The organism is Micromonospora sp. WMMC241, from assembly GCF_027460165.1.
In the GTDB taxonomy this organism is placed as follows: domain Bacteria; phylum Actinomycetota; class Actinomycetes; order Mycobacteriales; family Micromonosporaceae; genus Micromonospora; species Micromonospora humi.
Genome location: NZ_JAPZBF010000001.1, coordinates 6,748,076 through 6,758,121 on the forward strand (window position 1 = coordinate 6,748,076; position 10,046 = coordinate 6,758,121).

Consider the following 10,046-nt stretch of genomic DNA (forward strand, 5'->3'; position numbering starts at 1 on the left):
TGGTGGTCGGGTTGGCGCCCCGTCGCGCGCTCGATGCGCGGTGCCGGCCTGGCGTGGTGCCGCCCGGGCGGGGCCGGTGGATCAGAACGGGATGTCGCCCTCGGGGGTCGAGCCCCAGCCGTCGTCCTGCCGGGCCGGCGCGGGCCGGGACTGCCGCCGCTCCCCGCCGCCGCTGCTGTTGCGCTCGACCTTCGCGGTGGCCCGGAACAGCGACGGGCCGATCTCGTCGACCTCGATCTCCATGACGGTGCGCTTCTCACCCTCGCGGGTCTCGAAAGAGCGCTGCCGCAGCCGGCCCTGCACGATGACGCGGGTGCCACGGGTGAGGGACTCGGCGACGTTCTCGGCCGCCTGCCGCCACACGTTGCAGGACAGGAACAGCGGCTCCCCGTCCTTCCACTCCTGCGACTGCTTGTCGAACATGCGGGGGGTGGAGGCGATGCGGAACTTGGCGACCGGGGCACCGGACGGGGTGAACCTCAGCTCGGGGTCGTCGGTCAGGTTGCCGACGACGGTGATGACGGTCTCGTTGCTCACTGCTGCTCCTGCTGGTCGACGGCGGCCTGGAGGTGGTCGATGACGCGCTTGGCGTCGTCCTTGCTCAGTTCCTTGGTGGTGGTGATCTCCCGCTCCAGGACGTCGCTGATGTAGCCGAGCCCGGCTTCGCGCTGGCCCTTGCCGGCCTTGCCGAGCAGGACGTGCAGCAGGGACTGCTGACGCGGGGTGATGCCGTCGCTGTCACCGGGAAGCGGCGGGCCGGCGGGGCGGGGGGAGCGCTGCGCGGTGGCCCGCTCCGGCGCCGCCGTGGCGGCGGGTGCGGGGCGGTTCTGCTGGGCGCGCTGGGCGGTGCGCCGGCCCGACGCGGCCTGCCCGTCGTCGTCCTCGTCCTCCGCGGCGACACCCGTCAGCGCCAGCAGCACGTACCGGCGGGCGTAGGTGATCGCCGAGCCCATCTGCTGCGGGTTCTCCGCCAGCTTCAGCGGGTACCGGCCGGCAAGCTTCTCGCCCGACGCGACGTGGGTCAGCTCGTAGGCGAGGACGAACTTGCCGTCGTCGTCGAGGGTCGGCGCGCAGGTGTAGACGATGCCCAGCTCGTTGAGGCGGGCCAGCACCTGCTCGTTGACCTGAACGAGGTCGGCGTACTTCGACTGGTGTCCGGCCTTGTTCTTGGTGAGGGTGGGCGGCTTGGCCTGGAAGTCGGCGAGCGCGGCGAGCAGCGGGCTGGTGGTCATCAGAACGGCACCTCTTCGGTCTCGTCGGCCTTGGCCAGGACGTAGGTGGAGGCGGTCGGCGCGACGATCGGCTCACCGACCAGGTCGCGGAGGCTGCCGACGATCCGGGCGACCTCCTTGACGTAGAGGAAGTCCCGGTACTGGTCCTCGCCGCACTCCAGCGGCACGAAGTCGTAGACGCCGTCGGGGCGCAGGTGCACGCCGGCGCAGAAGTCCACGTTGGGCATGTCGACGGGCTCGCCGTCGGCGCCGATGAGGTACTCGGAGAACCGGTACGGGGAGAGCTGGAGGGCGACGTCGCCGAAGATCCCCGACTTGCCGGTCTTCCAGTCGACGAGGCCGCGGGCGTAGCCGTCGTCGCGGCGTGGGATGTGTTCGTAGCGCGCCTCGTCGGGGAGCAGAACGTCGGCGATCAGGTCGAGGGTGCCGACGTGCCGCTGGGTTTCGGAGTAGACGACGGCTTCGACGTGGAGGGGCCGGACGTCGAAGTCGTCGAGGAACCGGACGCAGGCTTGGACGTAGCCGGTGAGGTGGTCGGGGACGGTGACGCGTTCGCCGGCGACGAGCTTCTCGGCGAGGGTGTGGATCTCGGAGCCTTTGTTCGCGGCGGCGTCGCGCTTCTCGTACCGGCCGCCCTTGATCTTCTTGAGGCGTTCGGAGGTGGGGAGTTTGGCGAGGTCGTCCCAGTGGTCGACGGCGTATTCGGCGGTGGCGTCGCCGGCCCAGTTGAGCAGGGCGGGCTTGGGGAGGCCGTTGCCGGTGGTGGTGGTGACGCCGTCGACTTTCTGGCCGGTGTCGAGGTCGACGTACCAGTGGTTGCGTCCTCGGTTGACGCGCTGGATCTTCACTTGCCACTTCCCTTGACGAGTCGGAGGTGTCCGCCGCGCTTCTCGCAGCCGGGGTGTCGGTCGTAGATGGCGGGTGTGCCGTCCCAGCCGGCTGCGGCGGCGGGGTCGAGGAGGCTGCCGCAGCCGGTGCAGAGGGCGCGGGGTTCGGCGGGGGCGGTCATGCGGCGACCTGCTCTTGAGCGATCCGCCGGACGCGCCGCTGGCGCTTCCAGTACGACTTGACGCTCTCGGTGGTCGACCCGATCGCCTTAGCGATCTCCGACCAGGTGGCGCCGTTGGCGCGCATCTGGACCATCTGGTCGTGGTGCTCGCCGGGTCCGCCGCGCCACCGGCGCAGCTGCACCCGCTTCAGGTCGATGCGCTCGACGTGGCTGAGTCCGCCCCACACGCCGTGCAGTTCGGTGACCGGCTGGTCGAGTGCCCACAGCCGGCAGCGGGCGAGCAGCGGGCATCGGCGGAAGATGGCTTTCGCCTCGGTGGAGTCCTGGCCGCGAGGCGGGAAGAACAGGGTGGTGTCGACGCCGCGGCACGCCGGGGCGGCCGTGGTGGCGTTGAGGAAGTCCGGGTAGTTGCTCATGCCGGCACCGCCACGGCCGCGTCGAGGTGTTCCAGCTCGACGGCGAGCCGCCCGCCGATGGCCCGGCAGTACCGCTGCGGGCTGATCAGCACCAGGCCGGTCCGGGTGCGCTCGTAGTTGCCGACGGCGCTACCCGAGCAGCCGAGCCGCTCCCCGACCTGCCGGCGGGTGAGGCCGGTCGCCTCGCGGGCGGTCGCGAGGTCGGCGAGGAGGTTTTGCTGGTCCCACCGGTCGGCGTCGGTGGGGTCGGTGGGGCGGAACAGGCCGGCGGCGGGGTTGTCGTAGGGGCCGCCGGGGACGCCGTCGGGGTAGAGGACGATGCGGGCGTTGATGCCGCGGGCGAGGCGTTGGAGGACGGCGATGTGCCAGTTGGTGCCGGTCTCGATGTTGGCGACCCAGCCCTGGCTGGCGCCGATGTGCTGGGCGAGGGCGGCCTGGCTGTAGCCGAGGTCGACGCGCCGCTCGACGAGCATGTTGCGCAGGTTGATGCGGGCGGTGTGGTCGTCGGGGTGCAGGTCGTCGAAGAGGATCACGCCGCCACCCCCAGCTGTCGGCCGCTGTTCTTGCGGCGCTTGATGGCTTTGCGGTCGGCGTGGCTGGTGGCGCCCCACACGCCGTACACCTTGTCGGTGGGCTGGTCGATGGCCCACCGGCGGCAGCGGATGCGCAGGGGGCAGTCGCCGCAGATGGCTTTCGCGGCGTCGATGTCGGTGGGCTTGTCGCTGAAGAACAGGTCGGTGTTCTGGCCGCGGCAGGCGGGGTCGGCGTCGGGTTCGTCGAGGAAGGCGGGGAACTCGCCGAGCTTCATCGGTCCGGTGCTCATGGCTTTCTCCGGGTGGGCAGGTGCAGGAGGAGGTAGGTGCCGATGGCGGGTAGGGCGATGGCGAGGAGGGTGCTCACGACGTCGCCTCCTGGGTGTCGTCGGCGCCGGCGGCGGCGAACACCTCGCGGACGACGCGCATGGGCGCGGTCGGGTCGGTGATGTCGGCGCGGAGCTTGTCGAGCTGGTCGCGGATGGCGTCGCGGATGCGTTCGTGGCTGACGACGGGGGCGACGGCGCGGACGGCCCGGTTGTCGTCGTCGCGGGGCGGGGGCCGGTAGCCGGCGGAGACGCAGTTGGAGGTGCTGATGGTGCGGCGGCCGTGTTCGTTGATGGGGTCGCCTTTGCGCCAGCGGTGCTGGCCGCCGGTGGTGTTGGTGTCGGTCACGGGAGCAGGTCCTTCCAGGTGAACGCGGCGGGTGAGGTGTCGTCGATCCACGCCCGGAAGCGGGCCAGTTCTGCCTCTTGGGCGTGGGTGAGGTGCACGGCCTTCGCGCGGTTGTGGATGGCGGTGGTGGCGGCCCGGGCGGTGTCGGCGACGCCGTTTCCTTCGCGTCGGAGTTCGGCGAGGGCGTCGGCCAGGAGGAGCGCGGCGGCGATGACGCAGGTGCCGAGGGCGGTGAGGGTGACGACGTCGCCGACGGGCATCAGACGGCCGCCGTCTCGACCGGTTCGATGTGGCTGAGAGCGATGCACGCCCCCTCGTCCTCGACCCACACGACAGCGGTGTGACCGCTGAGCATCTGGGCGCCGGTGCGGGTCTTGCTGGTGCGGCCCTCGCCCTCGCGCGCGCCCTTCCAGTAGCGGACGGGCGTACCGATCAGGTGGCGGCTGTTGAACTCGACGACCAGCGCCTGCTCGCGCTCGGTCTTGGCTGCCTTCTCCTGCATCGCCGTCAGCTCGGTCTTCAGCTCGTTGACCTGGTTGGCCCAGTGGGTGACGGCCTGGGCGTGGCTGGCGATCTCGGCCTGGGCGCGGTGGAGGTCGGCGTGCTTCTCGGCGAGCTGCGCGCGGAGCCGGTCCAGCTCGGCGGCCTGGTCGTCGGCCTTGACGCCGAGGGCGTCGCGCTCCTGACCGAGCTTGGCGACCAGCGCGCCGACCAGGCCGTCGCCGACGTTGACGGTGCCGTCGGTGGTGTCCGGCCAGTCGATGCTGATGCTGGCGGTCTTGACCAGCTCGGCGACCTGCTCGGCGAACCCGTCGGGCTCGTCGGGCATCTCGGTGTCGTCGAGGCGCTCGCTGATGGTCAGGGTGTCGATGTCGCGGGCCGCGTTGAGCATCAGCTCGGCGGCGATGTCGGCGGGGGTGACAGTGTCGGTGGTCATGCTGCTGCTCCGATCAGGAGGTTGAGGACGCGCCAGGTGGCGGTCTGGGCGGCCCACACGGTCAGGTAGAGGGCTGCGCCGGTGGCGAGGGCGACAGCCCAGAAGGTGCGGTTCACAGGTGACCTCGGGTGGCGTGGCGTTCGGCGTGGAGTTGGGCGATGTGCCGGCGGGCCGCGTCGCGCTCGGCGGTGACCTTGTCTAGGTCGCCCTCGGCCTGCCACAGCGCAGCGGTGACGACGGCGCAGAGGACGCCGAGGAGCGTGACGATCAGCCAGCCGGTGGTGGTCATGCCGCCCGCCGCCCGGCGGGAAGGTGCGCGTCGGCGGCGGCCTGGCGGCGCAGCTCCGGGTCGCGGATCGCGATGTCGGCGGCCCACAGCCGGTGCCGGAGTCCGTCGGCGGCGCGGGCGTGCCGCCAGGCGCGGACGGCGAGCAGGAGCAGGACGAGGACGAGGATCCGGCTGGTGATGGCGGGTGGGAGGGCGATGGTGGGGGTGAGGACCCCGGCGGAGATGAGCAGCGTCTTCACTGGGTCACCTCCGGGCCGTCGAGGCAGCACCGCTCGCCGGCGGGGGCGGGGCAGCCGTTCAGGCAGGTGCCGCAGGCGGTCTCGTCGTCGGGGCAGCCGGTGGGGCTGTTGGGGCAGCACGGCGGGATGCCGGCGGGCTGGCCGGTGGGCGTGATGTAGACGGTGAGCGGGGCGGTCATCAGGCGGCCCTCCGGGTGTCGGTGGTGCGGGGCAGGTCGCCGTGGGCGATCCGCCGGGCCTGGTCGATGAGCTGGGCGAGGTCGGCGGGCACCCGGTGCTCGCCGGCGAGGTGGGCGATCTCGCGGGTGAGGAACCGCAGCCGGCCGACGATCTCGGCGTCTTCGGCGACACCCGCCGGGAGCAGCGGGGTGACGGTGGCGGTGGGCGCGTCGGGGTTGTGGCCGGCGAGCGCCGGGTCGGTGGCGACCGGGAAGTCGTTGCTGCCGTTCCGCCACCAGTGGTCGAGGTGGGTGGTGGGTTCGGCGGTGGCGGGCCACGCGTTGGGGCCGGGGGTGTTGGGCATGGGGTTGGTGGGGGTGCGGGGTTCCAGTTCGCTGCGGGGTGCGGGGACGGTCCAGCCGGTGTGGGCGAGGACGGCGGCGAGGTCGAGCGGGCCGGTCATCGGGTGCCGTCCTCAGTCGCGGCTCCGCCGTCCGGCTGGATCTGCGCGTGGACGGAGAACGACGGCCCCCACCGCTCGCCATCGAAGAGGGTCACGTGCTCGATGCGGGGGATGTCCCCGCTGGTGCCGCCGTCCTCCTCGATCTCGACGCCGAGGTGGTCGGCCCACCGCTCCAGGTCGGCTCGGCTGTCGAGCACCCCGACGGAGAGGCGGGCGCTCATCAGGTCGGCGACGGGCAGCTTCAGGTTGACGATGTCGTAGGCGATGCGGTGCAGCTCGGTGGCGAGACGCTCGCGCAGGACGTTGGGGTCGTTGCTCATCGGGTGCTCCCGGTGGTCGTGGGGCGCAGGACCGTGCCCTGGGCCCGACGGATCTGGATCTGCTCGTCGACCAGCGCCCGGTACTCGGAGCCGGGCAGGGCCTCGACGCGGGCGGCCTCCACGGCGAGCTGCTCGTCGGTCATGCGGACGAGGCGGACGGCGTAGCGGCGGCAGGCGTCGGCGACGGTGAGGGGGCGAATCGCGGCGCATTCGGCGTGGCAGGCGTCGGTGACGACGACCTCCCGCAGCGTCGGGGCGGTCACCGGGCACCCCCGGTCAGGGCGGTGTGGGCGGCGGTGAGCCGGTTGAGCGCGACCCAGCGGCGCTTCATCGCCCGGATCGCCCGGGTGCGGCCGGCGGAGTCACCCGCCGCCCACGCGTACCCGTGGTCGCTGGCGGCGCGGGCGCAGCGCTCGGCCATGGCGAGGATCGCGGCGGCGAGGAGCTGGGCGGGGTCGCCGCTGGCGTGTGCGGCCCGGTAGACGTCGACCACGCGGGGCGGGCGCGTCGGGGCGGTCACCGGGACACCTGCTCGAAGCCGACGGGAAGCACACCGACCGCGATTAGGCACCTGACGGCCTCGGCGGGGTGCGTCACCCGGTGGTGGAACGGCGTCAACTGCCACTCGCCGCCCCCGCTACGCCGGCTGACGCCGATCAGCTCGCAGGCGTCCGACCAGCCGATGCACATCGTCGCGTCGGCCGTGTCGGGGGCGTTGTACCGGTAGCCGTAGGAGCCGAGGCGGGGCCAGCCGTTGGTGCGCAGCCAGCGGACGATCTCGGCGATGGCCTGCCGGTGCTCGCCGGGCGCGAAGTGCGGGTAGCTCGGGATGGTGGGCGCGGCGGTCACTTGAGGCCACCCTTGCAGCCGTCCCAGCACTCCCACTCCCGCTGGGAGTAGCCGAGGCCGGAGTACAGCGTCTTCAGGTCCTGCGTGGCACCGCAGCGGCGGCACCGCCTGTCCGTGTACGACGTCTCGACGATCGCCTGGAACTCCAGCTCGTTGCTGTACAGCTCGCCGAGGATCTCGAACACCACGTCGTCCTCGCCGAGCTGCGCGTACTCGCGGACCCGGGCGAGGGTCTTCCCCATCACCGAGTCGATGTCGCCGCCGGCGGGGATGAGCGCCAGGTGGTTGCCGAGGGTGTCGTAGACGACCCGGCCGGCGTCGCCGACGACGGTCCAGCGGGGCGACCCGTCCGCGGGGTGTTCGGTCTTGGTGCTGGTGGTCCCGGTCATCCGGTAACCTGCCTTTCGGTCGGCGCTCCGCGATGTCCTTGCCGGGATGCGGGGCGCTGTTCGCTGTCCGGGCCCGGTCGGGTCCGGGGTGGATCAGGCGGCCGTGCGAGCGGCGCGGCGAACGCGGCCAGCGGCGCGGCTGGGGGTGGCGGTCACCGCAGGCTCGAACAGCTGCTGCTTGATGGCCTCGACGTCCTCCGGCGCGAAGCGCACGCCGCCGGCGGGCCGGCGGTGGGGGAGAACCCGGGCGGTGACCTTGTCCCGCACCCAGGAGCGCTTGACGTTCATCAGCTCGGCGAGTTCGTCGATCGTCAGCCACTTCTCGCTGGTCATGGCGTACCTCCTTTCGATCTCTCTCCGGCCTTCTCCGGTCTGCTCCGGTTTCTGGCCGCGCACAGAACGTAGCCCGAATGTGTGCGCAGGCACAAGGGGTACGGAGGGCTGGTCTGGCATCATCTGAAAGTCGGATGTGCGAGCCGCGCACAACCGAGGAATGCGGGGAGAGCAAGAGGATGTCGCCCAACCTCGGCACTTACACGCAAGGCATCGACGATGTGCGTGATCACACGCACGTGACAGCCCGCGCAGCCGTCCCTAATCTCGTGCGCGTGCGCACAGTCGAATGGCCGGAGCGTGAGGCGTTCGTCGCCCACCTCGACCGGCTGAAGGATGCCCGCGGGTTCCGCTACGACGTTGCGCTGGCCGAAGCCGCCGACATCTCCCACTCCGCGATCAGCAACTGGCGCTCCGGGAAGCAGAAGCCGAGCCTCGCCGCCATCACCAAGCTGGCGTCAGCGCTCGACGTGTCCGCGCACGACCTGGCCGCCCGGGCGGGTGTCGCCGAAGGGTTCGCGCAGGCGTCCACCCCCACCCAGCTCCCCCCGGAGCTGGAGGCGCTGCTGGATCACTACCAGACCGCGGAGCCCAACCGGCGGGCCGAGCTGTTGAGCTTCGTGGCGCGAGTCAACGAGTGGTTCGAGGCCACCGCGCCTCGCCCGGCCGAGGGCCGTTCCCGCCGGGCAGGCTGACCCCCGTGTGGGTCGAGAAGCACGGCCCAGGCTGGCGCATCCGCGAGCAAGTCGGCGGCCGGAAGCTGACCATCGAATCCGGCTACCCGACGAAGACCGCCGCCAAGGCCGCCATGACCCGCATGACCGCAGACCGGTGGCGGGGGGAGTACATCGACCCGCGGGCCGGCCGAGTCACCCTCAACACCTGGATCGACGCCTGGTGGCCGTCGTACGCGGCGACGCTGAAGGCCACCACCCAGCGCACCGAGGACTCCCGGGTGCGCAACCACGTCCGCCCGATCCTCGGCGACTTGCCGCTCGACGAGGTGGACACCCTCGCCGTGCAGCAGTTCGTGTCCCGGCTCGCCGCCGGCCGGTACCCGGGCGGGCGCCCACTGACGCCGAAGACGATCCGCAACAGCCACGCGATCCTCCACAAGCTGCTCGACGCCGCGGTCGCTCAGCGGCTGATCCGGGTCAACCCCGCTGGCTCGACCGGCCTGCCGAAGGTTCGCCGACAGGAGATGCGGTTCCTGACCACGCCGGAGATCGGCCGGCTGCTCGCGGCGACGCCGGAGCACTGGAAGCCCTTCGTCACGCTGCTCGTCGCGACGGGGCTGCGGTACGGGGAGGCGGTGGCGCTGAAGGTGGGCCGGGTGGATGTGCTCGCCGGCCGGCTGGAGGTGCTGGAGGCGATGCACGACGGGATCGGCGGGGTGCCGATCTTCACCGATCCGAAGTCGGAGCGGTCGCGGCGGACCGTTACGTTCCCGCCGGCGGTCGGCCATGCGCTGGCGCCGCTGCTGGTCGACAAGGGCCGCGATGATCTGGTGTTCCGGGACCTGGATGGCGTGCGGGCGGTGACGCGGAACTTCCGGCAGCGCGTGTGGCCCCGCGTCCTGGCGGAGGCGGGGCTGGGTCGGGTGCGGCTTCATGACCTGAGGCACACCCACGTCGCGCATCTGATCAGTGCGGGGGTGCCGTTGACGGCGGTGTCCCGGCGGATGGGTCACGCGTCGATCTCGGTCACGTCGGACGTGTACGGGCACCTGCTCGCCGAGGTTGACGAGGGGGTGATGGCGACGGTCGCGGGGATGCTCCCGGCGCCCGCCGATGGGGGGCTGGTGGGGGGAACGCCGCCGGAGCAGACCGGAGCGGACCGGAGCCGACAGGAGCAGAATGCAGGCCAGGTACGGCGGTAGCGGCTCCACCAGGAGCCCGGTTCGGGTTCGAATCCCACACCCTCCGCCCGCAACGCCGGGGAGGCCCAGGTGACGGACGCGTCGGTGGCCGAGCTGACGGCCGAACTGGCCGCGCTCGACGACCCGAGGGCCCGCGCGGTCAACGAGCGGCACGGTGACGACCACGGGGTCAACCTGGGCAGCCTGCGCGCGATCGCGAAGCGGCTGAAGACGCAGCATGAGCTGGCCCGGGAGCTGTGGGCGACCGGCGACAGCGCGGCGCGGCTGCTGGCGCTGCTGATCTGCCGGCCGAAGGCGTACGCGGCGGACGAGCTGGACGCGATG

23 protein-coding genes are annotated in these 10,046 nt (G+C 72.1%); 3 read left to right on the plus strand and 20 right to left on the minus strand.

Annotated features, from left to right (window positions below; all coding sequences use genetic code 11):
- Positions 1 to 81: 81 nt before the first annotated feature.
- The 20 genes from O7598_RS30935 to O7598_RS31030 all read right to left on the minus strand — a co-directional run bounded on the left by O7598_RS30935 (position 82) and on the right by O7598_RS31030 (position 7,843).
- The gene (locus tag O7598_RS30935; protein WP_269689430.1) at positions 82 to 537 is read right to left on the minus strand and encodes a single-stranded DNA-binding protein; all 456 of its coding nucleotides are present in this window, start codon (positions 535 to 537) and stop codon (positions 82 to 84) included.
- On the minus strand, positions 534 to 1,232 hold the full coding sequence (locus O7598_RS30940; RefSeq protein WP_269689431.1) for an ERF family protein: 699 nt from the start codon (positions 1,230 to 1,232) through the stop codon (positions 534 to 536). The genes O7598_RS30935 and O7598_RS30940 overlap by 4 nt, the downstream gene beginning before the upstream one ends.
- A complete protein-coding gene (locus O7598_RS30945; protein ID WP_269689432.1) occupies positions 1,232 to 2,080 on the minus strand; it encodes a hypothetical protein in 849 nt (282 codons plus the stop codon). The genes O7598_RS30940 and O7598_RS30945 overlap by 1 nt, the downstream gene beginning before the upstream one ends.
- The gene (locus O7598_RS30950) at positions 2,077 to 2,241 is read right to left on the minus strand and encodes a hypothetical protein (RefSeq protein ID WP_269689433.1); all 165 of its coding nucleotides are present in this window, start codon (positions 2,239 to 2,241) and stop codon (positions 2,077 to 2,079) included. Before O7598_RS30950 ends, O7598_RS30945 begins: the two co-directional genes overlap by 4 nt.
- Entirely contained in the window at positions 2,238 to 2,657 is a 420-nt protein-coding gene (locus O7598_RS30955; RefSeq protein WP_269689434.1) for a WhiB family transcriptional regulator, read from the minus strand. The genes O7598_RS30950 and O7598_RS30955 overlap by 4 nt, the downstream gene beginning before the upstream one ends.
- Positions 2,654 to 3,190 carry a helix-turn-helix transcriptional regulator gene (locus O7598_RS30960; RefSeq protein ID WP_269689435.1) on the minus strand — a complete coding sequence of 179 codons (537 nt, stop codon included), beginning with the start codon at positions 3,188 to 3,190 and terminating at the stop codon, positions 2,654 to 2,656. Before O7598_RS30960 ends, O7598_RS30955 begins: the two co-directional genes overlap by 4 nt.
- Positions 3,187 to 3,480 (minus strand): WhiB family transcriptional regulator, encoded by a 294-nt coding sequence (locus tag O7598_RS30965; RefSeq protein WP_269689436.1) that lies wholly within the window; start codon positions 3,478 to 3,480, stop codon positions 3,187 to 3,189. The genes O7598_RS30960 and O7598_RS30965 overlap by 4 nt, the downstream gene beginning before the upstream one ends.
- A 73-nt stretch (positions 3,481 to 3,553) precedes the next feature.
- A complete protein-coding gene (locus O7598_RS30970) occupies positions 3,554 to 3,865 on the minus strand; it encodes a hypothetical protein (RefSeq protein ID WP_269689437.1) in 312 nt (103 codons plus the stop codon).
- Positions 3,862 to 4,125, minus strand: a complete 264-nt coding sequence (locus O7598_RS30975) for a hypothetical protein (RefSeq protein ID WP_269689438.1) — start codon at positions 4,123 to 4,125, stop codon at positions 3,862 to 3,864. The genes O7598_RS30970 and O7598_RS30975 overlap by 4 nt, the downstream gene beginning before the upstream one ends.
- Complete coding sequence (locus O7598_RS30980) at positions 4,125 to 4,802, minus strand: hypothetical protein (protein WP_269689439.1); 678 nt, start codon at positions 4,800 to 4,802, stop codon at positions 4,125 to 4,127. Before O7598_RS30980 ends, O7598_RS30975 begins: the two co-directional genes overlap by 1 nt.
- A 112-nt stretch (positions 4,803 to 4,914) precedes the next feature.
- Positions 4,915 to 5,091 carry a hypothetical protein gene (locus O7598_RS30985; RefSeq protein ID WP_269689440.1) on the minus strand — a complete coding sequence of 59 codons (177 nt, stop codon included), beginning with the start codon at positions 5,089 to 5,091 and terminating at the stop codon, positions 4,915 to 4,917.
- On the minus strand, positions 5,088 to 5,330 hold the full coding sequence (locus O7598_RS30990) for a hypothetical protein (RefSeq protein WP_269689441.1): 243 nt from the start codon (positions 5,328 to 5,330) through the stop codon (positions 5,088 to 5,090). Before O7598_RS30990 ends, O7598_RS30985 begins: the two co-directional genes overlap by 4 nt.
- Positions 5,327 to 5,509 carry a hypothetical protein gene (locus O7598_RS30995; protein ID WP_269689442.1) on the minus strand — a complete coding sequence of 61 codons (183 nt, stop codon included), beginning with the start codon at positions 5,507 to 5,509 and terminating at the stop codon, positions 5,327 to 5,329. Before O7598_RS30995 ends, O7598_RS30990 begins: the two co-directional genes overlap by 4 nt.
- Positions 5,509 to 5,952 carry a hypothetical protein gene (locus tag O7598_RS31000; RefSeq protein ID WP_269689443.1) on the minus strand — a complete coding sequence of 148 codons (444 nt, stop codon included), beginning with the start codon at positions 5,950 to 5,952 and terminating at the stop codon, positions 5,509 to 5,511. Before O7598_RS31000 ends, O7598_RS30995 begins: the two co-directional genes overlap by 1 nt.
- Complete coding sequence (locus O7598_RS31005) at positions 5,949 to 6,272, minus strand: hypothetical protein (protein ID WP_269689444.1); 324 nt, start codon at positions 6,270 to 6,272, stop codon at positions 5,949 to 5,951. Before O7598_RS31005 ends, O7598_RS31000 begins: the two co-directional genes overlap by 4 nt.
- The gene (locus tag O7598_RS31010) at positions 6,269 to 6,535 is read right to left on the minus strand and encodes a hypothetical protein (RefSeq protein WP_269689445.1); all 267 of its coding nucleotides are present in this window, start codon (positions 6,533 to 6,535) and stop codon (positions 6,269 to 6,271) included. Before O7598_RS31010 ends, O7598_RS31005 begins: the two co-directional genes overlap by 4 nt.
- Positions 6,532 to 6,792 (minus strand): hypothetical protein, encoded by a 261-nt coding sequence (locus O7598_RS31015; protein WP_269689446.1) that lies wholly within the window; start codon positions 6,790 to 6,792, stop codon positions 6,532 to 6,534. The genes O7598_RS31010 and O7598_RS31015 overlap by 4 nt, the downstream gene beginning before the upstream one ends.
- Positions 6,789 to 7,121: a hypothetical protein gene (locus tag O7598_RS31020; protein ID WP_269689447.1), complete on the minus strand. Its 333-nt coding sequence runs from the start codon at positions 7,119 to 7,121 to the stop codon at positions 6,789 to 6,791. Before O7598_RS31020 ends, O7598_RS31015 begins: the two co-directional genes overlap by 4 nt.
- Positions 7,118 to 7,510: a hypothetical protein gene (locus tag O7598_RS31025; RefSeq protein WP_269689448.1), complete on the minus strand. Its 393-nt coding sequence runs from the start codon at positions 7,508 to 7,510 to the stop codon at positions 7,118 to 7,120. The genes O7598_RS31020 and O7598_RS31025 overlap by 4 nt, the downstream gene beginning before the upstream one ends.
- Positions 7,511 to 7,603: 93 nt before the next feature.
- Positions 7,604 to 7,843: a helix-turn-helix domain-containing protein gene (locus tag O7598_RS31030; protein ID WP_269689449.1), complete on the minus strand. Its 240-nt coding sequence runs from the start codon at positions 7,841 to 7,843 to the stop codon at positions 7,604 to 7,606.
- A 275-nt stretch (positions 7,844 to 8,118) separates the two neighbouring features.
- On the opposite strand from O7598_RS31030, the gene O7598_RS31035 reads away from it, so the two are divergent.
- From O7598_RS31035 to O7598_RS31045, 3 genes are all read left to right on the plus strand, one after another.
- Positions 8,119 to 8,538, plus strand: a complete 420-nt coding sequence (locus O7598_RS31035; RefSeq protein ID WP_269689450.1) for a helix-turn-helix domain-containing protein — start codon at positions 8,119 to 8,121, stop codon at positions 8,536 to 8,538.
- Positions 8,539 to 8,543: 5 nt separating this feature from the next.
- Positions 8,544 to 9,722, plus strand: a complete 1,179-nt coding sequence (locus O7598_RS31040) for a tyrosine-type recombinase/integrase (RefSeq protein ID WP_269689451.1) — start codon at positions 8,544 to 8,546, stop codon at positions 9,720 to 9,722.
- A 69-nt stretch (positions 9,723 to 9,791) separates the two neighbouring features.
- The coding region (locus O7598_RS31045) for a DNA alkylation repair protein (protein WP_269694691.1) at positions 9,792 to 10,046 on the plus strand (255 nt) is incomplete at its 3' end.